Raw genomic sequence first — 23,458 nt, forward strand, 5'->3', positions numbered from 1 at the left:
CGGGGCGCGCCCGGCCGCCGCGGAGTCAACGGCCGGTGACTTAAGCTGGCGCGATGAGCGAGGGCACCAGTACCGCAGAGGGCGCGCGACCGCCCGCAGGCCGTCGGCGGGACAGGGCCGCGACGCGGGCCGCGCTGCTGGACGCGGCACGGCGGCGGTTCGCGCGGCATGGGTTCGAGGGGACGGGTCTGCGGGAGGTCGCCGCCGATGTCGGCGTCGATCCTGCGCTCATTCCCCGCTATTTCGGGAGCAAGCAGGCGCTATACGCCGAGGCTGTGCAGATCGAGGTTCCGGCGGGGCTGGCCGCGGACGTCAACGCGCCTCTGCCGCATGTCGCGGACGCGCTGCTACGCGATGTGGTGTTCGGGGACTGGCCCGACGGGGAGCATCCGCTCGTGTCGATGCTGCGGTCGGCGGGCCACGCCGGAGTCCGCGACCTGCTGCGCGAGCGCCTGTGCGACGGCTATCTGGCGGCGCTCTCCGACCGGTTGGAAGGGCCCGACGCCGCCCTGCGCGCCGAGCTCGTCGGCGCGCTGCTCGTGGGCATGGGCGTCATGCGCTCGGTGATCGGCTCCCCCGCGCTCGGCACCGCCGCCCACGAGCAGGTGCGCCCGCACGTGGCCCGCATGACGGCGGCGCTCACCGCGGTGCCGCGCAGGGATCAGCCGAGTTCCAGCGGCAGCGACGGGTCGGCGGACCACTCGGCGAGGGAGCCGTCGTAGAGGCGGACGTCGGTGCGGCCCAGGAGGGCGAGGGCGAAGACCGGGACGGTGGCGGAGATGCCGCCGCCGCAGTAGACGACGACGGAAGGCTCCGTGAGAAGGCCAGCAAGGCGGTCGGTCAGTTCCGGAGCCGGGAGGAAGGCGCCGTCGGCGTCGAGAAGGCTCTTCGCCGGAGTGCTGACGCTTCCGGGGATGCGGCCGGGCCTGCTGTAGGAGGTGGTGCCTTCACCGCGGAAGACCTCCGGCGCCAGCGCGTTGGCGAGGCACGTCGTTCCCTCGGCGACGATCCTCTCCACGTCGGCTCGGCAGGCGAGGAGCTCCGGCCGGGGGCGGGCCGTGAAAGAAGCCTCCGGGTAGGCGGACTCGCCCGTCTCCAGGGGGAGGCCCGCCGCGCGCCACGCGGGCAGCCCGCCGTCCAGGACGCTGACGGAGTCGAATCCGAAGTGGCGCAGCAGCCACCACATCCGGGTGGCCCACATGGGCGTCTCCTGGGCGTAGACGACCACGTGGGTGTCCGGGCCTATACCGAGGCGTCCCGCGGCCTCGGCGAAGCGCTCGGGAGTCGGGAGGGCGAACGGGAGCGGGCCGGGCTCGGCGAGGGCGCCGACGAGGTCGGCGAAGCCCGCGCCGGGCACGTGCCCCCGCCGGTAGACGTCGTGCCCGGACTCGGGCGTGTACGGGCCGCCGCCGGGCGGGCGCGGCAGACGCACCGTGGTGTCGAAGACGCGCAGGCCGGGGTCGCCGAGCCGGGCGGCCAGCTCGGCGGGGGTGATCAGCGCGCTCACACCGTCCACCTGTGGGCGTGGGCCGGGTGGTCTTCGCGGACGCGGGCGGAGCCGGTGAAGCGCTCGCGCAGCGTCTCGCCCTCGTACCGCTCCCAGACGCGGCCGCGGCGGCGCAGCTCGGGCACCACGAGGTCGACGAAGTCCCGGTGGCCGGCGGGCGCGACGGGGTCGGCGATGTTGAAGCCGTCCACGTCGGCGTCGTCCATCCAGCGCTCCAGCTCGTCGGCGACGGTCGCGGGCGAGCCCACGAGGACGGGGCCTCCCCCGCCGACGCCGACGAACTCCCCGATGGCCCGCGGGGTCCACGTCCGGGTGGGGTCCAAGGTGGTGAACAGCTCGACCATGCCGCGGATGCCGTCGGTCTCGACGTACTCCAGGGGCTTGTCGGGGTCGAGGGCCGACAGGTCGATCTGCATGAGGGCGCTCCAGCGGGCGAGGCTGCCCTCCCAGCTCGCGTAGGAGGCGTAGTCGGCGTACTTGGCGCGCGCCTCCGCGTCGGTGTCGGCGACGACCACGGTGGCGATGGGGAAGAACTTCAGCGACTCGGGGTCACGCCCCGCCGCTCGGGCCGCGTCCTTCACCTGCGTGACGAGGCGGCGTGCCCCGGCCGTCTCATACGTGGACAGGAAGACGCCCTCCGCGTGGCGTCCGGCGAACGCGCTGCCTGCGCGCGACGTACCGGCCTGGAAGAGGACCGGCGTGCGCTGCGCCGAAGGCTCCGAGAGCGCTATGTCGCGCACCTTGTAGTACTCGCCCTCGTGCCGTACGGGACGCACCCTTGACGGGTCCACGAACACCCCGTCCTCAACGGACCGCACGACGGCGTCGTCCCGCCAGCTCCCCTCCCAGAGCTTGTAGACGACCTCCATGAACTCCTCGGCCTGCGCGTACCGCTGGTCGTGCGGGATCTGCCGGTCGAGGCCGAGGTTGCGCGCGGCGCTCTCCAGCGCCGACGTCACGATGTTCCAGCCGATCCGGCCCTTGGTGAGGTGGTCGAGGGTCGTCATCTTGCGCGCGAAGCTGTAGGGCTGCTCGTAGGTCGTGGAGACGGTGACGGCGAAGCCCAGGTGCTCGGTGACGGCGGCCATCGCGCTGATCGGCAGCAGCGGGTCGTCGGTCGGGGTCTGGACTCCGTCGCGCAGCGCGACGTCCACCTTGCCCTGGTAGGTGTCGAGCGGGCCGAGCGCGTCGGCGACGAAGAGCGTGTCGAACGTGCCGCGCTCCAGGATCCGGGCGACCTCGGTCCAGTGGGACAGCTCGCGGTATTCGTGGGCCCGGCTGTCCGGGTGCCGCCACAGGCCGATCGCGGTGTGCCCGACGGTCGACTGGCGGAGCCCGTTCAGGCGGATGCGCTTGCTCATTTCTCCTCTTCCAGCAGGGTCTTCAACAGGTCGCCCTCGATCCGGCTGAAGGCCGGATCGGCGTAGGCCAGGGCGGTGCGGGGCCGCGGCAGGTCTACCTCGACGCAGGAGACGACGGTCGCGGGCCGCGGCGAGAACACGTACACGCGGTCGGACAGGAAGACCGCCTCCCGGACGTCGTGGGTGATGAGGAGGACCGTCCAGCCGTACTCCTGGCGCACCTTCTCCAGCCACTGCTGCATGCGGGCCCTGGTGAGCGCGTCGAGGGCGCCGAAGGGCTCGTCCAAGAGAAGTACTTCCCTGTCCTGGACGACCGTGCGCAGCAGGGCCGCGCGCTGCCTCATGCCGCCGGACAGCTGCGCCGGATGCGAATGCTCGTATCCGGCGAGCCCGAACGTCTCCAGCAGCGGCTCCACCTTGCGGCGGGCCTCCTTGCGGCGCATACCGGCGACTTCAAGGCCGAGGGTGAGGTTGTCGAGCACCTTGCGCCACGGCAGGAGGGCGTCCTTCTGCGGCATGTAGGCGAACCGCCCGGGGCGCTCGGAGAGCTGAGCCCCGTCCACGCGCACCTCCCCTGACGTCGGGGCCAGCGCGCCCGTCAGGACGAAGAAGGTGGTGGACTTGCCGCTGCCGCTGGGGCCGAGGATGGAGACGAACTCGCCTTCGGCCACGTCCAGGGAGAGGTCCTTCAGCACGGGCACGCCGTCGAAGGAGCGGTTCAGCCCGCGGATCTCCAGTTTGCTCGTCATGTCCTGTCCCCCTTGCGGGCCCACGGCGTGACCGCCCTCTCGACCGCGAAGGTCAGGGCGAAGAGCGCGAGCGTCAGTACGGCGCTCACCCCTACCGCGGCGAGCACGAGATCGGTGCGGAAGGAGTTCTTCGCGGTCTGCATGTAGATGCCGAGCCCTTCGGTCGCGCCCGCGTACTCGGCGAAGATCGCGCCGACGACGGCATAGGTGATGGCGATGCGCAGGCCCGCGAAGAAGAACGGCAGGGCGGTCGGCACGCGCAGTGTCCGGAAGATCCGCCACCGGCCCGCGCCCATGCTGCGCAGGAGCGCGGTGGCGTCCTTGTCGGTCGCGCCGTAGCCCTCGACGAGCCCGACGGTGATCGGGAAGAACGTCACGAACGCCACGAGCAGGACCTTCGGCAGCAGGTCGAAGCCGAACCACAGCACGACCAGCGGCGCGATCGCGATGAGCGGCAGCGTCTGGCTGACGACGAGCAGCGGCATCAGCGCGCGCCTCAGCACGCCCGAGAGGTCGATGAGGACCGAGAGGGCGAACCCGACCGTGAGCGACAGCGCGAAGCCCGCGAGCGTGGCGCGCAGCGTCGGCAGCGCGTTGTCCAGGAGGTCCTGGCGGTGCTCCCAGCCCTGGTCGAGCACGCGCGTCGGGCTGGGCAGCACGTCGGAGCCGAGCCCGCCGGAGGTCGAGTAGAGCTGCCAGGCGGCCACGAGCAGCGCCACCAGCGCGAGGGAAGGCAGCCACTTGCCTGGGGACAGCCTGGAGCCGGGCTTCTTGACGTCGCTCATGGCCGCACCACCACGTCGGCGCGTTCGGGAGTGTGCTCGCGGGCGAGCATGGCGTCCTCCTGGGCGGCCCACACATCCCAGTAGGGCGCGTAGGTCTCTCCGTCACGCTCCAGGGCCCGCGCCTTGCGGACTTCGTCGGGGACCTCTATCCAGACGAGCACGCCGACGTACCGGGCGGCCCGTTCCGCGCCCGCCCCGACGCCTTCGACGATGAGGTGCTCGGGCGGATCGAGGACGACCGGCGCCTTCCAGGCGTCCTCGTACCAGTCGTACTGCGGGACGAGGGCGCGGCGCCCGGCGGCGAGCGGGGCGAGCACGTGGGCGACGAGCCTGTCCACGCCGGCTTCCAGCCCGTCCCAGCCGCCGTACAGGTCCTCAAGGCTCACCACGGGAGCGCCGAGTTCGGCGGCGACCCGCGCCGCGAGCGTGGACTTGCCCGAGCCGGACCGCCCGTCGACGGCCAGGACGCGGGTGCGTCCTGCGGTCGGAGGGGCGGCACGCAGCAGGACCGCGAGATCGCTCATCGGGCACCTCCGTAGACGGAGACCTTCTCGGGGGTGATGCGCAGGACGACCCGGGACGCCTCCTGCGCCGGATCGGCGACGACGTGCGGGGCGCCCGTGTACGCGAGCGCCAGCCGGTCCATAAGGGCGGCCGCGCCCTCGGTCTCCACCCTTGCGAGGCCCTCGATCCGTGCGTAGTGCTGCGGCCTGGCCCGCGCGTACAGCACGACGCTGACGCGCGGGTCGGCCGCGACGTCGCGGGCCTGGCGGCGGAAGTCCTTGGTGACCATGAACAGCTCGTCGCCGTCGCGGCCCACCCACATGACGCACTGGTGCCGCTCCCCCGTCGCGAGGACGGCGAACTCGGGGGCGTCGACCAGGGCCCGCACGGCGGCGGGGAGCGCCGCCTCGGGGAGCGCGGTCACGCCGGCTCCAGGAAGGCGTTCGTGGTGGCCTCGCGCCAGACCTCACCGTCGGGCAGGACGCCGTTGGCGGCGAGCCAGGCGGCGTAGGGCGCGTGCAGCTCCTCGCGCTGGACGCCCCAGACCCCGTCGTGGGTCCACGTGCCTGAGATCAGCGTGAGGGACCGTTCCAGCAGCTCCTTCGGGAAGTACGGGATGTACCGCTCGAAGGCCGCCAGGGCCAGCTCGGGCTTGTCCACGGCAGCGAGGTAGCCGCGCCGGGCCGCGGCGAGGAACGCCCGGACCAGGGCCGGGTCGCGCTCCAGGGTCGCGTCCGCCGCGCCCAGCACGTAGCTGTGGAAGCTCGGCGCGCCGATCGTGTCGACCGGCCAGTAGACGCCGGGCTCGCCGAACAGCACGTCCCACGCCCAGTAGTTGCCGAAGCTCGCGTCGGCCACCCCTGCCGCGAGGTCCGCGACGCTCAGCTCGCGCAGGCCGCTGTCCACGACGCGGACGGCGTCGGGGTCTCCCCCGTCGGCGGCCACGAGGTGCCGGACCATGGCGGTGCCGCGCGGCGTCGGGTTGTAGGCGATGCTGCGGCCTTCGAGGTCGCGGGGGCGCTCGATCCCCGAGCCCGTGTACGTGCGGATCGTCTCCATCGCCCGGTGGTTGATCGCGGCGAGGCCCGTGAGGCGCTCGCCCTGGGAACGCCGGACGAACAGGCGGTTCACGGGGAACACCGCGAAGGTCGCCTCTCCCCGGGAGAGGTAGGCCAGGGAGTCGCCGCGTGACGCGTCCGCCGAGGTGAGCTCGACGTCCAGGCCCGCGTCGGCGAACCAGCCTTGGGCGGCCGCCACGAACAGCCCTCCCGAGTTCGTCCAAGGGTGCAGGTATTCGAGGGCCACTCTGACGTGCGTGCTCACTGGGCGGCCTTCGGGAGGTAGTCGTTGGTGTAGTAGGTGGACCAGTCGGGCTTGGCGCTGAGGGGCTTGCCGTCGGCGTCGCTCAGAAGGCCGTTCTCGTAGAGGAAGTCGCCGTACGCCTCCCAGAAGTCGGCGCTCTGGTAACCGACGTTGCCTTCGGCGTCGCGCAGGTAGTTCCCGTCGGCGAGGGCCTGCTGGCTCTTCTCGACGAGCGACGGGTCGGGGAAGGCCGACTTCTCGGCCTCGACGAGGATGTCCGCGGCCTCCTTCGGGTGGTCGGCCGCGTAGGCGTAGCCCTTCTGGACCGCGGCGAGGAACCCGCGCGCCTCGTCGCCGTTGGCCTCCAGATACTTGCGGCTGCTGGCCAGCAGGTTGGAGTACTGGTCGGGGAAGCCGTAGTCGGTCAGCTCGAAGGTCTTGACGGGCTTGCCGGCGAGCTCGGCCTGGACGACCTCCCAGGTCTTCACCGAGATGGTGAAGTCTGCGCGGCCGTTGTAGACGGCCTCGTAGGCGGAGGTGCTGAGGCTGACGTTCTTGAACTCGCCCTTGCCGCCGTCGTTCTTGATGATGTGCTTGAGCTCGGGGCCCTCGTCGGGGGTGCCGAAGCCCGCGTAGGTCTTGCCGTCGAGGTCCTTGGGCGAAGCGATGTCGGCGCGGTCGGCGCGGACGGCGATCGCGTAGGTGCCCTTCTGGTTGGGCGCGAAGGTGGCGACGACGTCGTGGCCCGCGGCCCGCGCGTAGGCGACGCCGGCCTGGTAGGAGTAGCCGAAGTCGGCGGTGCCCTGCTCGACGAGGGTCTCGGGGGCCGTCGAGGCATAGGGGATGATCTTGAGGCTGACGCCCTCATCGGCGAGGTAGCCGAGCTTGTCGGCGACGTAGAGGCCGGTGTAGTCGGTGTTGGGCGACCAGCTGAGCGCGACGGTCACCTCGCTCGTGCCCTTGGCCTCGGCGCCGCCTTCGGCCTCGCCGTCCGAGCCGCCGCAGGCGGACACCGCCAGCAGGACCGTCGCCGCCAGCGCGGCCGCTCGCGCGGTTCGTCTCATCTCGAACATCCTTCCACCAGGGCATACGTGACTTCGTAGGCCGGATGGGGCGGAATACTATGCAGACTTAGTAGGAAAAGTCGAATTCATCGGTATCCGCGTGTATACGCTAGTGTTCACGGGTGATCTACGAACGGTTGCGGGAGGACGTCCTGGCCGGACGCTTCCCTTCGGGCGCACCCCTTCTGGAGACCGTCCTGGCCGCGCAGTACGGCGTCTCCAGGACCCCCGTGCGCGAAGCCCTGACGCGCCTCGCCCAAGACGGCCTCCTCAGGCGCGCGTCACGCGGCTACGAAGTCCGCGCGGGCACCCCGGAAGACGTCCTGGAGATCTACGAGGCCCGCATCGCCCTCGAAGGCCAGGCCGCGGCTTCGGCCGCCGAACGCCGCACCGACCTCGACCTCGTCCGGCTGCGCCACCTCCACGAGGAGGCCTCCGACCCCGCCACTGCCCGCGAAGCCAACTCCCGCTGGCACCGCGCCCTCTGGCAGGCCGCCCACAACACCACCATCGAGGCCCTCCTCACGCGCCTCACCGCCCAGCTCCGCATCTACGACCGCACCCCCCACGAAACCCCCGAAGACCTCACCCTCACCCGCGAAGAACACACAGCCCTCCTGGACGCCATCGCCGCCCGCGACCCCTCCGCCGCCCGCACCGCCGCCACCCACCACCTCACCCGCTCCCGAGACCTCCGCCTCCAAACCTTCGCCCGCACCCCCGACTGACCCCCGGCCCCCACCCCGTCAAGGGCAGACGCGGGGGGTACCTGTGCTAGAGACTTCTCCGGTGGTTCATGGCGGGAGCGTAGGAAAGACGTTCTTCTCGGATCGCCGCAATCCGGTTCTGGGTCAGGCGAGGGGGAGGTGGATGTCGATTCGGGTGCCGGTGGGGGTGTCGGCTACGGAGGCGGTGCCGGCGTGGGCGTGGGCTATCTCGCGGACGATGGCGAGGCCCAGGCCGCTGCCGCCGGTGTCCTTGGTGCGGGAGGCGTCCAGGCGGGTGAAGCGTTCGAAGACGGCTTCGCGCATCTCGGGGGGGATGGCGTCGCCGTCGTTCTCGACCTCGAGGACCGCCCCGGAGGTCGAAGGGTAGACGCGGACGGTGACGCGTTCGACGGCATGGCGAAGGGCGTTGTCGAGGAGGTTGGTGAACAGGCGGGCCAGGTTGAGGCGGTTGCCCTGGACGAAGGTGGGGCGGGTGTCGAGGAGGACGCGGCCGTCGAGCCGGCGGCGGTCCAGTTCGTCGCGGACGAGGAGGGCGAGGTCCAGGCGTTCCCTTTCGCCGGAGGCGCCGGAGTCGAGGCGGCTGAGGACCAGGAGGTCCTCGATGATCTCCTGGAGGCGGTCGACGCTCGCCGTCAGGCGCTCGGCGGTGGCGGGCCAGTCGGTGTCGTCGGGGTCCAGGAGGGCGCCGTCGAGTTCGGCGCGCATGGCCGTGACGGGGGTCCGCAGGTCGTGGGAGGTGTTGGAGGTGAACTCGCGCTCCCGGCGGAACGAGGACTCCAGCCGGTCGAGCATCTCGTTCGCGGTGACCGCCAGCGCGCGCAGCTCGTCGTGGTGGGCGGGCAGGGCTATCCGGCTGCCTAGCGCGCGGCCGCCCGCGACGGACGCGCCGATGTCCCGCGCGGCCCGGCGGATGTGCTCGACGGGCCGCAGCGCCCGCCCGACGACGAGGGCCGTGCCGAGCGCGGTGAGACAGAGCAGGAGCAGGCTCCCGATGGCGAGCTGGCCGAGGAACCCCTCGCTGATGTACCAGGGGACGGGCTCGTCGAACGAGTAGACGTACCAGTCACCGTCGGGCTCGTACACCCGGAACACCACGACGATCTTGCAGCCGGGTATGCCGGGCATCTGGCAGTCGACGCCGGTGCCGGTGGTGTCGTCGGCCGGGGGGACGAGGTCGGAGAGGCGCTCGCGCGCGGTAAGGGTGCCGGTGCCCGCGGCGACCTTTCCGTTGGCGTCGATGACCTGGAGGGTGCCGCCCTCGGAGGCGCCCGGCGGGATCACCCTCGGCAGTTCGGCCCGTTTGATCAGGTGGACCGCCTTGAGCGCGACGCCCTGCGCCCGCTCAATGCGATGGGTGACGGCCTGGCCGTGGTTGGCCAGCATGAGCAGCACCGACGCGACGACGCAGAGGAGCGCCATGACGGCGGTGGCGATGACGGTGAGCCGCATCCGGATCGACCACGTGTTCACGGCGTCCTCCGGCCGGGCGCGTGCCGCCGCCCGCGCTGGCGGAGCCGTCGGCGGACCGCGGTATCCGGCACCTTCCCCCTCCACGACGTGAGCGATGCGCTCCCCGTCGCGGCATCTGCCCTGCTGAGGGGGTATTGCCACAGATGGCTCCACACGAAGACCACGACGGGTCAAATTCCGGGCAACTCTCCTTGTGGACCTCGCTTCGGGTGCCGCCTTACACTTCCCGGCGACGAGGCCGGAGGTGGTGGTGGACGACCCCGAGGGTTGGCGGGCCGAGCGGATGGCGGCCGGGGGCGAGGACCGCGAGCCGCCCCCGTGGCTGCGCCGCGCGAGGGCGCTCGCCGGGTCGCGCGGCCTTCGGGCGGCCGGTGCGGCGATGGCGCTCGCGGTCGTCGCCGGGCTGGCCTTCAAGGCGTTCGACGCCCCGAAGACCGCGGACGGCGAGCGTGCGGAGCCGATCGCGCGGCTCGGCGTCGGTGTCGGGAAGCTGTGGCTCGGCGACGAGTGGTTCGCGTCCGATCTCGTCGTCCCCGATCTCGACGCGATCCCGATGCGGTCCAATCCCCTGTCGGACGCCCTGCTGGTCCTGAGCGACGCCGCCGTGGGCCCGCGGACGGCGAGCGTGTTCTCGGTGCACTCGCTGGAGGTGCCCATCCGGGTGGAGGGCGTCGCCGTCGACCGCCTGGAGTGCCGGGCGCCCTCCGCAGGGACGTTCGTCTCCGCGGGCGCCTGGGGCGGCTCCGCGGGGACCGGCGAGTCCGTCGTCAGCCTCGCCGTCGACGTGGACGCGCCCGAGCCCGCGGCGACCGTGCTGGGCGGCGCGGGCGGCCCGTTTCCCGGTTTCGCCATGAAGCCCCGCGATCTGCAGCGCTTCGAGGTCGTGTTCACCTCGGCCCGGCACTGCACGTTCACCGCCCGGCTCGTCGTGTCCGCCGGGGCCGTCCGGTCGTCGTTCGAGCTGTCGAGCGCGACGCACCCCGAGGCGGCGGGCCCGATCGGCTTCGAGGTCACCGGGCCCGCGGCGCGCTACGCCCAGGCCTACGCGGCGACCTGGGACGGGGGCTCCGGAGGGATCGAACGCCTCGACCCGCGCGAGTTCACCGTCGTGGACGGCCGCCTGACGTACCCGCCGGGCTAGCCTGCCTGGGCCGCGGCGAGGGCCCGGACCGCCTCGACGACGGCGGCGCGGCGGCGCGCGAGGGCGGCGGCCTCGTCGTCCTCGTCGAGGATGAGCCGGCAGAGCTGGGGCGCGGCGAAACTCCAGGCGATGAGGCCGAGGAAGGTGAACATCCAGTCCTGGGCGGCGCGGGTGCGGGCCTCGCCTTCCGGGACTGACGCGGCGACGCCGCCTTCGACGAGGCCGCAGACGATGTCGCGGTAGCCCTCGCGTCGCTCGGCCTCGCCCGCGACGGGTCCGGGACCGTTCTCCAGCGCCTCCCAGAGCACGAGGCGGACGAGTTCGGGGTGCTCGCGGTACCAGTCGAACAGGGCGCCGACGCTCTCCTCGGCGTCCGCGGGATCGGGCAGCCCGGCGTGGCAGACCTCGTCGACCTTGGCGCGGACGACGCTGCCGAACAGCGCCTCCTTGTTGCCGAAGTACAGGTAGATCGCCTGCTTGTTGGCCTTCGCGGTCTTCGCGATGCGTTCGACGCGCGCGCCGGCGAGGCCGAACTCCGCGAACTCCGCCGAGGCGGCCTCGAAGATGCGGCGGCGGGTCTCCTCGGCGTCGTAGCTCATGCGCCAAGAATAAACCAGACGGTTGACTTTTGGGCCTTCCGGGTCCAGGGTTAAACCAACCAGATGGTTTATTTGAGGAGAGACCCGCCATGACGATCACCACCGCCCCCGCCCCCGTTCGTCTTCCCCTACCCGAGGGGCTGGCCGGCTCGACCGTCGTCGTCCTCGGCGGCTCCTCCGGCATCGGCCTCGCCGCCGGACGCCTCCTGCACGGGGTCGGCGCCCGCGTCGTCCTCGTCGGCCGCGACAAGGACCGGGTGAACACCGCGGTCGCCACGCTCGCCGACGGCGGAGCGGAAGTGCTCGGCGCGACCGCCGACGCCGCGGACGAGGACGCCGTCCGCGCCGTCTTCGACCTCGCCGGAGACGTCGACCACGTCCTGGTCACCGCGGGCGGCCTCGCCGGAGGCGGCCCGCTCGAAGCGCTCACGGCCGAGGACGTCCGCGCCGCGTTCGACGGCCGGGTCTGGGCGGCGCTGGCCATCGCCCGGATCGCGGCCGAGCGGCTGCCCGCGGGCGGCTCGCTCACGCTGACCTCGGGCAGCTTCACCGTCCGGCCGATCCCCGGCGTCAGCGGCGCCGTCGCCGTGATCGGCGGCGTGGAGTCGATGACGCCGGCGCTCGCGGTGGAGCTGGCGCCGCGCCGCCTGCGCGTCAACGCCGTCCGCTACGGCGCGATCGACACCCCGCTGATGCGGACCCTGGGCGGCCTGCCGGACGACGACGCGATCGCCGCCGCCGGATCCGGGATGCCGCTCGGCCGCTTCGGCACCGCCGAGGAGGCCGGGGCGGCGGCGGTCTTCCTGATGGCCAACACCTACATCACCGGCCAGGTCCTCACCGTCGACGGCGCCCAGACCCTCGCCTGACCGCCTCGGGCCGAGCCGCCCCCACGGCTCGGCCTACTCGACGGTGACGCTCTTGGCCAGGTTGCGCGGCTTGTCGATGTCGTGGCCGAGGGCCAGAGCCGCGTGGTAGGCGAGGAGCTGGAGCGGGATGGTGAGCAGGATCGGGTCGAGTTCCGGCTCGTTCTTGGGCACGAGCACGACGTCCTCGGTGAGCCCCGCGCCAGGCGGCGTGTGGGCGACGGCGAAGATGCGGCCGTGGCGGGCGCGGATCTCGCCCAGGGTCGTGAGGTTTTTGGCCAGCAGCTCGTCGTCGGGGACGATCGCGACGGTCGGGCGCTCGGGGCAGATCAGGGCGAGCGGGCCGTGCTTGAGCTCGCTGCCCGGGTAGGCCTCGGCGTGGATGTAGGAGATCTCCTTGAGCTTCTGGGCGCCTTCGCGGGCGGCCGGGTAGCCGCGCACACGGCCGACGAAGAAGGCGCTCGGGTACTCGGCGAGCGCCTCGGCGACCCGCTTGATCTCCTCCTCCTGCGCGAGGATCTGCTCGATCTGCTCGGGCAGGGCCTTCAGTCCGGCGGCGATGCGGCGGCCTGCGTCGGGCGAGAGGTCGCGGATGCGGCCGAGGTAAAGGGCGAGCAGCGCGAACGCCACGGTCATCGAGGTGTAGGCCTTGGTGGAGGCGACCGACTGCTCGGGGCCCGCGTGCAGGTAGATGCCGCCGTCGCACTGGCGGGCGATGGCGCTGCCGACCACGTTGACCAGGCCGAGCACCCGGCCGCCCTTGCGCTGGAGCTCCTGGACCGCGGCGAGCGTGTCGTAGGTCTCGCCCGACTGGCTGACCGCGACGTACAGGGTGTCGGCGGAGACGACCGCGTTGCGGTAGCGGAACTCCGAGGCGGGCTCGGCGTCGGCCGGGATCCGGGCCAGCTCCTCGATGAGCTGCGCGCCGATCTGCCCGGCGTAGTAGGCGGAACCGCAGCCGATGATCTTCACCCGGCTGAAGGCGCGGGCCTCGCGCGGGTCGAGGTTCAGCCCGCCCAGGTGCGCGGTGTGGAAGCGCGGGTCGAGCCTGCCGCTGAGCGCGCGGGCGACCGCCGCGGGCTGCTCCCGGATCTCCTTGATCATGAAGTGCCGGTGGTCGCCGCGGTCGTAGGACACCTCGTCGAGTTCGACGTCGCTGGGCAGCTTGGCCGTCGCCAGCTTCTCCAGCGTGAACGTGCGGAACCCCCCGGCCTCCAGGACGGCGAGCTCCCCGTCGTCGAGGTGGACGACCTGACGGGCGTGGCCGACGAGCGCGGCCACGTCGGAGGCGGCGAACATCTCCTTCTCGCCGATCCCCAGCACCACGGGGCTGCCGTTGCGGGCGAGCACGATCCGGTCGGGCCTGGCCGCGTCGATCACCGCGATCCCGTAGGTGCCGACGACCTCGTGCAGCGCCTGGCGGACCGCCTCCTCCAGCTCGGGCGCCTGGGAGCGGGCGATGAGGTGCGCCAGGACCTCGCTGTCGGTCTCCGAGGCGAACACCGCGCCGTCGGCCTCCAGCTTGGCGCGCAGCTCGTCGGCGTTCTCGATGATCCCGTTGTGCACGACCGCGACGGTGCCCGCCACGTGCGGGTGGGCGTTGGCGTCGCTCGGCTCGCCGTGGGTGGCCCAGCGGGTGTGCCCGATGCCGGGCGCGCCCTTGAACCGGGCGGGCAGGCCCGCGAAGACCTCGCCGACCCTGCCCTTGGCCTTGCGGACCTTCAGCTCACCGCCCTTGCCCGCCACGGCGACGCCCGCCGAGTCGTAGCCCCGGTACTCCAGCCGCTGGAGCCCTTCGACCAGCACCGGCACCGCGTCCCTGCGCCCGATGTACGCGACGATCCCGCACATGTCCCCGCCTCTCTCTTCACCCGTAGACGATCCGCCGGAGCTGCCGCACCGACAGCTCCGGCGGCAGCACGCGCCGCTCGGGAAGCTCCCGTGCGATCCGCTCGAAGATCTGCTCGTTGCGCACCCCCTGATCGCGCAGCTCCGCGTGCCGTCTGCGGACGTACTCCTCCACCGGCTCGCCGAAGTGGAACAGCACCTCGCCGACGATCCGGGCCGCCTCCCCCGGCTCCAGCCCGCCCGTCCGGCACAGATGCGCGATCAGTTCCTCATGCGCCACACCCGCAATACTGCCCGACGATCCACAAAAATCGAAATCCCTGCCCGAAATCGGGCAGGGATCGGCGAATTCTCGCCTCGGCAGGGCACGAGAAGATCGGCGGGGGTCAGGCGGGCTCTTTCGCGGGGGTCGACGGGTCGGGGAAGCGGTCGCGGAAGGTGAAGGCCTCGGGGGAAGGGCCTTGCGCGCGCAGGACCTCAAGGCGGGAGACGGCCTCCTCGGGGGTGGGGCGGTGCCCGTCGGGGACCCACCACAGGACCACGGCGGGGGCGCCTAGGTGCTCGAACCACTCCCTGCGGCGGCGGAGGTACTCCAGGTGGACGGTCCGGTAGGTGAAGTCGAAAAGGGACTCCACGGACTCCCACGTGGCGAGGTTGATCATCAGGCGGTCGTCGTCGTAGGGGCGGATGGCGGTCGCGTCGGAGCCGCTCTCGTCGACGAGGCGCCAGACGAAGCCGGGGGCCGCGTCGGCGAGTGCGTTGATCGGTTCCAGGCCCGCCATGAAGGCGGCGAGGACGGGGGAATCGGTCGGGGCGAGGGCACGGGCGACGTTGACGACGGCGATCTGCATGCGCCCCAGTATGTCAAAGTTCGTTGTTTTTAGAAAACGTGACGCAGCAGCGGCCCGCTCCCGGGGCCATCCGGGGCGTCCAGGGGGCCCCATCGGCGAGGCCTTCGAGCAGGGCGAGGTTCATCGCGCAGACCAGGGGCGGGAACTCCTCGGCGAGGGCGTGGAAGGGGCAGTTCAGGAGCTTGAGCTCGCCGTCCTTCTCCAGCGGGACATAGCCGCGGGCCCGCAGCGCCTCCGGCAAAGGCTCCCGCTCCCCCGCCCGGCCCGCCTCCCGCGCCGCCTCGACGGCCTGCTCGTCCAGCCCCGCCTCGGCGACCGTCTCGGCGAGCAGGGACGCCACGCCCCGGTAGTCCCGGGGCGGCACGCTGGCGGCGAACTCGCCTTCGGCCCGCCGGTAGTACTTCGCCGGGCGGCCCGCCCCGGGGCCCGTCCTGCCCTCCGGCCTGCGGAAGACGGCGTCGAGGAGCCCGCCCTCGACCAGTTTGTCGAGATGGAAGGCGGCGAGGGTGCGGGAGATCCCCGCCGTCGTCGAGGCCTCGTTCCGGCCCACGTCGGCCCCCGCGCCGGCGACGAGTTCGTAGAGACGGCGGCGCACGGGGTCCTGGAGAAGGGCGATCGCTTCGATGTCCACGGAGGGAATTCTAAAACCAATCGATCCTGACCCAGCGTTGTGGCGACCCTACAAACGCCCATGGGTCAGCTTCGTCGATGATCTGTAAGGCCACCCGGCCTCTTCCCTGGCAGACTCGGTTCCCAGGATGGAACACCGTTCGCCAGCGAGTGGCCGGTGTTTGTGCGATCTATACGGGAGCCAGCATGCGTGAAGCGGTCGTCACCGGCCTGGGCGCGACCACCCCCTTGGGCGGTGACCTGCCCTCGACGTGGGCCGGCCTGCTCGCGGGCAAGTCGGGCGTGACCCTCATCGAGGACGAGTGGGCCGCCGAGCTGCCCTCCAAGATCGCCGGGCGGCTCCTCGTCGAGCCCACCGAGTCGATCCCCCGGCACGAGGCCCGCCGCCTCGACCGGGTCGAGCAGATGGCCCTGGTCGCCTCCCGCGAGGCCTGGAAGGACGCGGGCGAGCCCGAGGTCGACCCCGTGCGCCTCGCCGTCGTGATCGGCACCGGCATCGGCGGCGCGATCACCATGCTGCAGCAGTACGAGATGATCCTCGACGGCAACGCCCGCCGCGTCTCGCCCAACACGATCCCGATGCTCATGCCGAACGGGCCCTCCGCCTACGTCAGCATGGAGCTCGGCGCCAAGGGCGGCGCCCGCACCCCGGTCAGCGCCTGCGCGGCGGGGGCCGAGGCGATCGCGTTCGCCACCGACCTCATCCGGCTGAACAAGGCCGACGTCGTCGTCGCCGGCGGTGCCGAGGCGTGCGTCCACCACCTGACGATGACGGCGTTCGCCCAGATGCGCGCCCTGTCGACCCGCAACGACTCCCCCGCGACGGCCTCCCGCCCCTTCGACGTGACCCGCGACGGGTTCGTCATGGGCGAGGGCGCGGCGATCATGGTGCTGGAGAGCGAGGAGTTCGCCAAGGCGCGCGGCGCCCGCATCCACGGCCGGGTCGCCGGATCGGGCATCACCTCCAGCGCGGCGCACATCACCGCGTCCGACCCCGAGGGCCAGACCCGCGCGATCGGCATCGCCCTCGCCGACGCCGGCCTCACCCCGCTGGACGTCGACCACGTCCACGCGCACGCCACGTCCACCCCGCAGGGCGACGTCGCCGAGGCCGACGCGATCGCCACGGCGCTCGGCACCCACCCGGTCGTCACCGCCACCAAGTCGATGACGGGCCACCTCATCGGCGCGTCCGGCGCGCTCGGCGCGATGAGCGCCATGCTGTCGGTCCGCGACGGCATCATCCCGGCCGTCGCCAACCTCACCGACATCGACCCGGAGATCAAGGTCGAGATCGCCGTCGGCGCGCCCCGCGAGATGGCGGTCCGCGCGGCCGTCGCCAACAGCTTCGGCTTCGGCGGCCACAACGTCTCCCTCGTCTTCACGCCCTGACCCCGGCCTCCCGGGCCACCGCACGGCCCGGGAATCCACGTCCCAGGCCCGCCGCCTCCGTCGCGGCGGGCCTTCGCCGTTTCCCCGCCCCCGTGGTCCGGGGGTCAGAACGCCTGGATGCGGCCGGAGCTGCTCGCGCGGCGCTCCGCCGCCTCCACGGACAGCTTCTTGAGGAACTGGAAGGTGGGGCTGGCCTGGGCGTTCTGGAGGGCCAGGTAGACCAGGAGCTCGAACAGGACGGTGTCGTAGTGGACGTTGGGGAGGGCGAGGGCGTAGGTGAAGCGGGCGTTCAGGTGGGCGCGGGTGGCGTCGGTGATGAGCCTGCCGCGGTCGGCTTCGAGGGCCTTGCCGGCTTTGCCGATGTTCGCGTTGACCGTCAGCCGCTGGCCCTTGAGCTCGTCGATGATCGCCTGGTCGGTGACGGGACCGGCGAGCACGACATGGAAGTTGCAGAAGTCGAGGTCCTGGATGTCCGGCGTGACGTAGGAGCGGTCGCAGGAGGCGTGCAGGATCTCGTGCAGCAGCGCCGAGGTGCGGAAGGCCCTTGCCTCCCCGGTGGCGGACGCGTACTCCGGGTCGTAGGTGGAGCTGTATCCGGGGCGTTCTGCGGTGATCTGGGCGGGCTGGCCGTTCGTCGCCTCGGCGAACTCGATCCCGGACAGGACGGTGGCGGCCTCGTCGAGGAGGCCGCGGAGGTGCTCGTCCAGGAGGTCGTCGTCGGGCAGCGGTGCGCCCTTGCAGGCGGCGATCCGACGGTCGAGGGCCGTCCGCCGCAGCGGCACGTCGTTGTTCGCTATCACGGGTGTCTCCCTGGTGGGGTGCGGGTCCCGCGGGCTGCCGGGACGCCCGCGAGACCCACTACACCGCCCGAAGGGGTGGCCACACAAGGTGACAATCACGTCACTTAGTGCATGACAGACATGACCGTCATACCGGTAACGCTGGCTACTTGCGGGCCCTCGGGCGGTCCCAGCCCTCGGGCAGCCCGCCCGGCAGCGTCCAGGACGGGTCCGGGCGGAAGTCGCACCAGGTGCCGTCGAAGGGGAAGGCGCCCTTCTCGATCAGTTCGGCCACGCGCAGGCCCTCGGCGCGGACGGCGTCGGCGTCCTTGACCCAGTAGTGGTCGGGGAAGTCGAGGCGCTCGGCGAGTTCGTGCTCGTCCTTCCAGGACCAGGAGCGGTCCCGGTTGACCCACATGTCCAGGTCCTGGTCGGTGATGTCGATGCCGGCGGCGTGCTCGTCCTGCCAGAGGACGCCCGGTTCCTCCAGGTTCACGTACCAGCCGAAGAACTGGTCGCGCGGGTACCAGAAGAACATCACCGAATGGCCGGAGTCGGGCGGGGTGAACATGAAGATGTCGGGTCCGGTCCACCGCATCGGCGTCAGCTCGCGCTCCACGTGGACCCACTCGGCGAAGGGCATGTCCCGCAGACCGCGCCCATCGGCCGTCATCGTCGCCGACATCGGCGTGTTCCGCGGGATCCACAGCCTGAGGCCCAAGTCGTCGTGCTCGACTACCCGCACCGACCGCAGGTAGACGAGCCGGTCCCCCGTGAACTGCCGATGCAAGATCTCCTGTCCCGGGGTAAACCGCACCGTCGCCGGGTCCTGCTGCATCGTCATGAACGGATTGAACCAGATCCGCGCCCGAACATTCCCGCCCCGACCCCGCCCGGCCGCCCGACCCCTCCCGGATCATCCCCTGTGACCGCTGATTTCCGTGGAATGAGCAGCCTTCCCGGTCGCCTACCCTCTGCGGGTGATCCCCGGCCACTCCCCCAGCAGCCCATGACGCCGCTCCCGATCCTGTCCGGGATCACCTCGGTCGCGGTGGTGGCGCTGGGGTTCACGTCCATGGCCCGCGCGCTCGCCGTCGCGATCCGGCACCGCCGCCTGGGCCTCGCCGCCCACACGAGCGCCTACTCCCACGCCTGGGAGATCCTCCTCCCCCACGTAGCGGTCGCCGTGATCGCCGCGGGCACGGTCCTGTCGCTCCGCTCCGCCTTCTCCTTCGTCGGCGCCGTGAGCATGACGACGCCGCCGCTGGTGATCCTCTCCCTGCTGGTCTATCCGCGTGCGCTGCGGCGTCCTCGCCGTCCTCCGCCGCGCCGCGCCCTCGCCGCCTTCCTCTACCTCGGCACCGCAGCGTCCCTTCTCATGGAGCTGGTCGAGCCTGCGTTCTGAGCGCGTACGGGCTGGCCGTGGCCTTTCTGACGTCTCTGACGTCCGGATCGGCGTCCCGCAGCAACCGCGTCCGGCGAGGGGATCGGCGTCCATGCCCGGCATCCTGCCGGACGCCACCGACAGAACCCCGGCGCAGGAAACCGCGTCCGAGACAGCGGGGCGTGCCGCCTTCCGGCGGCTGGTGACAGAGGGGATGCGCTGTGGACGACTTCGCCGAGCGGTTCCGGCAGAAGCTGCGGGCGGCGCAGACGCGGCCTGGGAGCGAACGGCTCTACGGGGTGGAGGAGCACGGGTTCCAGGTGAACGCGCCGCTCGCCGAAGAGACGGTCGCCGCCTTCGAGCGCGCGCATGGCGTGCGGCTGCCGGAGGCGTACCGGGCGTTCGTGACGCGGTTCGGAGACGGCGGGGCGGGGCCGGATCACGGCGTGCGCGCGCTGACGGAGGCGGGAACCGGGTGCGCCCTCGCGGAGCCGAGCCCGTTCGAGGCCGGCCACCGGTACGGCGACGAATGGTGGGAGGCGTACGAGGAGCGGCGGGGCGAGACGCACTGCCGAGGCGCGCTCCCGCTGATCCGCTCCTACGGCGAGGTGTGCACCCTGCTGGTCGTCACCGGGCCCGCGCGCGGGCGGCTGGTCCGCGTCGACCGCGACGGGCGGCGGCCTCCCTTCGTGGCGCCCGACGCGGACTTCCTCGCCTACTACGAGCGGTGGCTGGACGAGCTGCTCTCCGGCTACGACCTGCGTTACTTCCACGACAGGCTCATCGGCGGAGAGACGGAGTTCCTCGCCGGAGCGCGCGACGCCGACCCGGAGGTGCGCCGCCGGGCCGTCCGCTCCTTCAACGCGCTGCCACGGAGCTCCGGCGCGGTGGCCGAAGCCGTCTCCGCCGCGGTGGCCGACCCGTCGCCCGAGGTGCGCGCCGAGGCGATCGCCGCCGCACGCGAGCTGCGCGTCGCTGGACCCGCGCTCCGCGCGGTCATGGCCGACCTCGATCCGAGCATGCGCTCGGCCGCCTTCCAGGCGCTCCGCGCGCAGGAACCGCCCGACCTCGTCGACCTCGCCCGCCCCGCCCTGCGCGACCCCTCCCCCGAGGTCGCCTCCCAGGCCGTCGCCGTGCTGCACCGAGCGGGCGCCCTACGCCTCGCCGACCTGGAGCACCTCGCGGCCTCCCCCGACCCCGGCCTCCGCCACCTCGCCCTCTGGTGGCTCGGCGACTGGCCCGCCCCCGAGGAACGCCCCGCCTTCCCCGACGTCACCGGCATCGTCACCCGGGCCCTCACCGACCCCAGCCCCCGTGTACGCGCCGCCGCCCTCCACGCCGCCGTAGCCCGCGCCCTCACCTCCCTGCGCCCCCTCCTCACCCGCCTGCAAACCACCGAACCCGACGAGCGCGTCCGCCTGAACCTGACCTGGGCCCTCACCGAACTAGGCAAGCCCACCCGGAACCACCCGGACTGATCAGCACCGCGAGAGGCGGCCGAAGGCCGGCCTCTCGGACGTATTCGGTCGTTAAACGGACGAATGTGGTGGGAGGACGGACGGGCGGTGGGGAGTGGTGTTCAAATGGGCGCGGTCGGATGAGGAGGTCGGGGTGCGGGTGCTGGCGGGGCGGTACGGGCTGGAGGAGGAGCTGGGGCGCGGGGGGATGGGGGTGGTGCACAAGGGGGTCGATCTGGAGTTGGGGCGGGCGGTCGCAGTGAAGGTGCTGCCGGAGCAGTTCACGCGGCAGCCGGGGTTCCTCGCGCGGTTCCAGCGGGAGGCGCGGGTGGCGGCGGGGGTGTCGCACCCGCACGTGGCGATGGTGCACGACATCGGGACCGAGGGCGAGACGCCGTACCTCGTCATGGAGTACATCCAGGGTCCGACGCTCGCCGACGTCGCCGCCGCGGGGCCGCTCGACCCGGCCCGGATCGCGGCGCTCGCGGCCCAGGTGCTGGAGGCCCTGGAGCACTGCCACGCGCTCGGGATCGTGCACCGCGACATCAAGCCGTCGAACATCATGATCGACGAGTCCGGCAGCCGGACCCGCGCCAAGGTGATGGACTTCGGCATCGCGCGGCTCATGTCGGACACCGCCACGCGGCTCACCGCCACCGGAGCCGTCATCGGCACCCTCGCCTACCTCTCCCCTGAGCAGGCCGACGGCCGCGAGGCCGCCCCCGCCTCCGACCTCTACTCCCTCGGCTGCGTCCTTTACGAGCTGCTCACCGGACGTCCGCCGTTCACGGGAGACTCCCCGGCGGTCGTCCTGGTCGGGCACCTGCAGCGCACGCCGGACGTCGTCCTGCGGGCCCTCGCCAAGCCGCTCGACGAGCGGTACCCGTCGGCCACGGCCATGCTCGCCGACGTCCAGGAACTCGCCGACGCCCGCACCACGGCGCCGCGGGCCGGCACCGTTGCGCCCGGCGGGCCGTCCGGTCCCACGACGCTCGATCCCGCCCCTGCGCGGCACGGGGCCGGGCAGTACACCGCCCCCACGTTCGGCCTCGGCGTGCCCTTGCGGCATCCGGCCGGGTTCGCCGCCCCCGTCCCCGCCGGGCCTGCCGCCATCACGCCCGCGCTGATCGCGGCGGGCGCGCTCACGGCGTTCGCGGTGACCGCGTGCCTCGCGTTCGTGTTCAGCGCGCGCAGTTCGGCCGAGCCGTTCGTCTACCTGGGCTTCCTCCTCCTCGCCGTCCTCGCCGCGGCGACGCTCCTGCCCCAGGCCCGCGTGCCCGCCGCCGCGGCCCTGGGCGGGACGCTCCCGGCCTGGCCGATCTGGATCGCGCTCAATCCCGACAGCGATTTCGGCCTGCTCTTCTCCTTCCTCTGCGCCCTGGTCATGGCGCTGACGGCGGGCGGCATCGCCGTCTCCGGCGGCCTCGACCGCAGCGTGGGCCGCCTCGCCCTGACGGTCTCCGCAGGCTGCGTCGCACTCGCCCTCTACTGGGCGACGGTCGACTTCGAGGTCCTCGCCCGCTTCCTCGACTGGACCGTGGCGAGCATCTGGGTGATCCAGCTGGGCTTCCTCGTCACCAACGTGCCGGTCCTCGCCCTGGCCGGCTTCCTCCGCGACGGCCGCGCCGCGGCCCTGGCCTACCTCGGCTGGGCCATCGCCGTCCCCCTCTACTCCTACCTGCTCTTCTGACCCGCGACGGGCACGGTACCCGCGAAAACCCGTGGTGCGCGCGGACCTCGGTCTGCACGATGGGGCCATGGACGAGGTGTTCGCGCGGTTGCGGGAGAAGATGGGGACCGCCGGGGCGAAGCCCGGGAGCGGAGAGCTGTTCGGGGCGCGCACGCACGGGTTCCGGATGAACGCGCCGCTCCCCGAGGCGGACGTCATGGGGTTCGAGCGAGCGCACGACGTGCGGCTGCCCAAGGCTTACCGGGAGTTCGTGACGCGGTTCGGCGACGGCGGCGCCGGGCCGGACTACGGGGTGCTGCCGCTGGCCGAAGCGGCGGCCGCCATCGTGGACGATCCGGGCGCGGCGCTGAGTATGGACAGCCCGTTCGAGGACGCGGTCTACGGGCCCGAGTGGTGGGACGGCTTCTTCGACAGCGAGGAGGACCACGACGCCGAGCACTGCCGGGGCGCCCTGGCGGTGGTGCACGGCGGATGCACGACCTACACGCTGCTCGTCGTGACGGGGCCGCTGCGGGGGCGGCTGGTCAGGGTGGATCTCAACGGGGTGCCCGCACCGGTGGTGCTGCCGGACGCGGACTTCCTCGCCTGGTACGAGCGGTGGCTGGACGACGTGATCGAGGGCCGGGACCTCACGTTCTTCCACGACAGGCTGCTCGGCGGGGAGGCGGAGTTCCGCGCGGCCGCGCGGGACGCCGACCCGGACGTTCGGCTGCGGGCGGTGCGGTCGTTCAACGCGCTGCCCGGGCTCTCGGCCGCGGCGCGGACGGCCGTCGTCGCGGCCGTGGCCGATCCGTCGTGGCCGGTGCGCTCGGCCGCGGTGTGGACGGCGGGGCGCCTTCGGATCGCCGAGGCCGCCGACGCAGTGCGGGTCGCGCTGGCCGACCCCGCGAAGACGGTCCGCCTCCACGCGGTCGACGCCCTGCGGGCGCTGGAGGCGCCCGGCCTGGTCGAACTGGCCCGCGCCGCGCTGGCCGATCCGTCGCCCGAGGTCCGGTCCCGGGCCGTCTTCGCCCTCCAGGACCGGAACGCGCTCACGCTCGCCGACCTGGCGCCGCTCGCGGCCTCCCCCGACGCGCGGACGCGCAGACTCGCCGCGTACGGTCTGCGCGAGGCGGCGGGAGACCCCACCGCCCTCGTGCGCACCGCCCTCGCCGACCCGGTGCCCGACGTCCGCTGGACCGCCGTCCAGGCCGCCGGGCACCGCCGCCTGACGGTCCTGCTGCCGGTCCTGGCCCGCATGCTCGCCGAGGAGACCTATCCGACGGTCCTGGTCAACCTGCGCAGGGTCGTTCCCGCCTTCCGCGAAGACGCTTCGGCGGACTGAGCGGATGACCCGGGCCGAAAGCGGGCA

The 23,458-nt window shown here is 72.5% G+C and carries 25 protein-coding genes; 9 read left to right on the forward strand and 16 right to left on the reverse strand.

Annotation, left to right across the window (positions count from 1 at the left end; translation table 11 throughout):
- Window positions 1–53: 53 nt before the first annotated feature.
- Window positions 54–722 carry a TetR/AcrR family transcriptional regulator gene (locus ACYVOM_RS19795; protein WP_460304893.1) on the forward strand — a complete coding sequence of 223 codons (669 nt, stop codon included), beginning with the start codon at window positions 54–56 and terminating at the stop codon, window positions 720–722.
- Here ACYVOM_RS19795 and ACYVOM_RS19800 read toward each other — a convergent pair.
- The 8 genes from ACYVOM_RS19800 to ACYVOM_RS19835 are packed head-to-tail and all read right to left on the reverse strand — an operon-like array spanning window position 662 to window position 7,272.
- Window positions 662–1,507 (reverse strand): sulfurtransferase, encoded by an 846-nt coding sequence (locus tag ACYVOM_RS19800; protein WP_460304894.1) that lies wholly within the window; start codon window positions 1,505–1,507, stop codon window positions 662–664. The two genes, ACYVOM_RS19795 and ACYVOM_RS19800, sit on opposite strands and share 61 nt — an antisense overlap.
- A complete protein-coding gene (locus ACYVOM_RS19805) occupies window positions 1,504–2,868 on the reverse strand; it encodes an LLM class flavin-dependent oxidoreductase (protein ID WP_460304895.1) in 1,365 nt (454 codons plus the stop codon). Before ACYVOM_RS19805 ends, ACYVOM_RS19800 begins: the two co-directional genes overlap by 4 nt.
- Window positions 2,865–3,617: an ABC transporter ATP-binding protein gene (locus ACYVOM_RS19810; protein WP_460304896.1), complete on the reverse strand. Its 753-nt coding sequence runs from the start codon at window positions 3,615–3,617 to the stop codon at window positions 2,865–2,867. Before ACYVOM_RS19810 ends, ACYVOM_RS19805 begins: the two co-directional genes overlap by 4 nt.
- Entirely contained in the window at window positions 3,614–4,402 is a 789-nt protein-coding gene (locus ACYVOM_RS19815; RefSeq protein ID WP_460304897.1) for an ABC transporter permease, read from the reverse strand. The genes ACYVOM_RS19810 and ACYVOM_RS19815 overlap by 4 nt, the downstream gene beginning before the upstream one ends.
- Window positions 4,399–4,926 (reverse strand): AAA family ATPase, encoded by a 528-nt coding sequence (locus ACYVOM_RS19820; RefSeq protein ID WP_460304898.1) that lies wholly within the window; start codon window positions 4,924–4,926, stop codon window positions 4,399–4,401. Before ACYVOM_RS19820 ends, ACYVOM_RS19815 begins: the two co-directional genes overlap by 4 nt.
- Window positions 4,923–5,330: a pyridoxamine 5'-phosphate oxidase family protein gene (locus ACYVOM_RS19825; RefSeq protein WP_460304899.1), complete on the reverse strand. Its 408-nt coding sequence runs from the start codon at window positions 5,328–5,330 to the stop codon at window positions 4,923–4,925. Before ACYVOM_RS19825 ends, ACYVOM_RS19820 begins: the two co-directional genes overlap by 4 nt.
- On the reverse strand, window positions 5,327–6,229 hold the full coding sequence (locus ACYVOM_RS19830) for an ABC transporter substrate-binding protein (protein WP_460304900.1): 903 nt from the start codon (window positions 6,227–6,229) through the stop codon (window positions 5,327–5,329). Before ACYVOM_RS19830 ends, ACYVOM_RS19825 begins: the two co-directional genes overlap by 4 nt.
- A complete protein-coding gene (locus ACYVOM_RS19835) occupies window positions 6,226–7,272 on the reverse strand; it encodes an ABC transporter substrate-binding protein (RefSeq protein ID WP_460304901.1) in 1,047 nt (348 codons plus the stop codon). Before ACYVOM_RS19835 ends, ACYVOM_RS19830 begins: the two co-directional genes overlap by 4 nt.
- 122 nt (window positions 7,273–7,394) lie before the next feature.
- Between ACYVOM_RS19835 and ACYVOM_RS19840 the strand changes: the two genes are divergently transcribed.
- Window positions 7,395–8,000, forward strand: coding sequence for a GntR family transcriptional regulator (locus ACYVOM_RS19840; RefSeq protein WP_460304902.1), 606 nt, complete (start codon window positions 7,395–7,397; stop codon window positions 7,998–8,000).
- 123 nt (window positions 8,001–8,123) lie between these two features.
- Here the strand turns inward: ACYVOM_RS19840 and ACYVOM_RS19845 are convergent, their stop codons facing one another.
- On the reverse strand, window positions 8,124–9,470 hold the full coding sequence (locus tag ACYVOM_RS19845; protein ID WP_460304903.1) for a sensor histidine kinase: 1,347 nt from the start codon (window positions 9,468–9,470) through the stop codon (window positions 8,124–8,126).
- A gap of 250 nt (window positions 9,471–9,720) precedes the next feature.
- Between ACYVOM_RS19845 and ACYVOM_RS19850 the strand changes: the two genes are divergently transcribed.
- Window positions 9,721–10,611, forward strand: a complete 891-nt coding sequence (locus ACYVOM_RS19850) for a hypothetical protein (RefSeq protein WP_460304904.1) — start codon at window positions 9,721–9,723, stop codon at window positions 10,609–10,611.
- Here ACYVOM_RS19850 and ACYVOM_RS19855 read toward each other — a convergent pair.
- Complete coding sequence (locus tag ACYVOM_RS19855) at window positions 10,608–11,210, reverse strand: TetR/AcrR family transcriptional regulator (RefSeq protein WP_460304905.1); 603 nt, start codon at window positions 11,208–11,210, stop codon at window positions 10,608–10,610. The two genes, ACYVOM_RS19850 and ACYVOM_RS19855, sit on opposite strands and share 4 nt — an antisense overlap.
- 89 nt (window positions 11,211–11,299) lie before the next feature.
- Here ACYVOM_RS19855 and ACYVOM_RS19860 point away from each other — a divergent pair, with 89 nt between their 5' ends.
- Window positions 11,300–12,079: an SDR family oxidoreductase gene (locus ACYVOM_RS19860; RefSeq protein ID WP_460304906.1), complete on the forward strand. Its 780-nt coding sequence runs from the start codon at window positions 11,300–11,302 to the stop codon at window positions 12,077–12,079.
- Between the two features lie 33 nt (window positions 12,080–12,112).
- Here the strand turns inward: ACYVOM_RS19860 and glmS are convergent, their stop codons facing one another.
- From glmS to ACYVOM_RS19880, 4 genes are all read right to left on the reverse strand, one after another.
- Entirely contained in the window at window positions 12,113–13,927 is a 1,815-nt protein-coding gene (glmS, locus tag ACYVOM_RS19865) for a glutamine--fructose-6-phosphate transaminase (isomerizing) (RefSeq protein ID WP_460304907.1), read from the reverse strand.
- A gap of 16 nt (window positions 13,928–13,943) precedes the next feature.
- Window positions 13,944–14,204 (reverse strand): hypothetical protein, encoded by a 261-nt coding sequence (locus tag ACYVOM_RS19870; protein WP_460304908.1) that lies wholly within the window; start codon window positions 14,202–14,204, stop codon window positions 13,944–13,946.
- 106 nt (window positions 14,205–14,310) lie between these two features.
- Window positions 14,311–14,775, reverse strand: coding sequence for a DUF3291 domain-containing protein (locus tag ACYVOM_RS19875; RefSeq protein WP_460304909.1), 465 nt, complete (start codon window positions 14,773–14,775; stop codon window positions 14,311–14,313).
- 13 nt (window positions 14,776–14,788) lie between these two features.
- A complete protein-coding gene (locus ACYVOM_RS19880) occupies window positions 14,789–15,406 on the reverse strand; it encodes a helix-turn-helix transcriptional regulator (protein ID WP_460304910.1) in 618 nt (205 codons plus the stop codon).
- Window positions 15,407–15,591: 185 nt separating this feature from the next.
- Between ACYVOM_RS19880 and ACYVOM_RS19885 the strand changes: the two genes are divergently transcribed.
- Entirely contained in the window at window positions 15,592–16,797 is a 1,206-nt protein-coding gene (locus ACYVOM_RS19885; protein ID WP_460304911.1) for a beta-ketoacyl-[acyl-carrier-protein] synthase family protein, read from the forward strand.
- A gap of 104 nt (window positions 16,798–16,901) precedes the next feature.
- Here ACYVOM_RS19885 and ACYVOM_RS19890 read toward each other — a convergent pair whose 3' ends face one another.
- Together ACYVOM_RS19890 and ACYVOM_RS19895 are read right to left on the reverse strand one after the other, a co-directional pair.
- Window positions 16,902–17,597, reverse strand: coding sequence for a hypothetical protein (locus ACYVOM_RS19890; protein ID WP_460304912.1), 696 nt, complete (start codon window positions 17,595–17,597; stop codon window positions 16,902–16,904).
- 145 nt (window positions 17,598–17,742) lie between these two features.
- Window positions 17,743–18,420, reverse strand: a complete 678-nt coding sequence (locus ACYVOM_RS19895; protein ID WP_460304913.1) for a DUF402 domain-containing protein — start codon at window positions 18,418–18,420, stop codon at window positions 17,743–17,745.
- Between the two features lie 165 nt (window positions 18,421–18,585).
- On the opposite strand from ACYVOM_RS19895, the gene ACYVOM_RS19900 reads away from it, so the two are divergent.
- The 4 genes from ACYVOM_RS19900 to ACYVOM_RS19915 all read left to right on the forward strand — a co-directional run bounded on the left by ACYVOM_RS19900 (window position 18,586) and on the right by ACYVOM_RS19915 (window position 23,431).
- Entirely contained in the window at window positions 18,586–18,981 is a 396-nt protein-coding gene (locus tag ACYVOM_RS19900; RefSeq protein WP_460304914.1) for a hypothetical protein, read from the forward strand.
- A 200-nt stretch (window positions 18,982–19,181) separates the two neighbouring features.
- The gene (locus tag ACYVOM_RS19905; protein ID WP_460304915.1) at window positions 19,182–20,438 is read left to right on the forward strand and encodes a HEAT repeat domain-containing protein; all 1,257 of its coding nucleotides are present in this window, start codon (window positions 19,182–19,184) and stop codon (window positions 20,436–20,438) included.
- A gap of 133 nt (window positions 20,439–20,571) precedes the next feature.
- A complete protein-coding gene (locus ACYVOM_RS19910) occupies window positions 20,572–22,107 on the forward strand; it encodes a protein kinase domain-containing protein (protein WP_460304916.1) in 1,536 nt (511 codons plus the stop codon).
- Window positions 22,108–22,174: 67 nt separating this feature from the next.
- A complete protein-coding gene (locus ACYVOM_RS19915; protein ID WP_460304917.1) occupies window positions 22,175–23,431 on the forward strand; it encodes a HEAT repeat domain-containing protein in 1,257 nt (418 codons plus the stop codon).
- Window positions 23,432–23,458 lie beyond the last annotated feature (27 nt).

It is taken from the genome of Actinocorallia aurea (genome assembly GCF_054783995.1).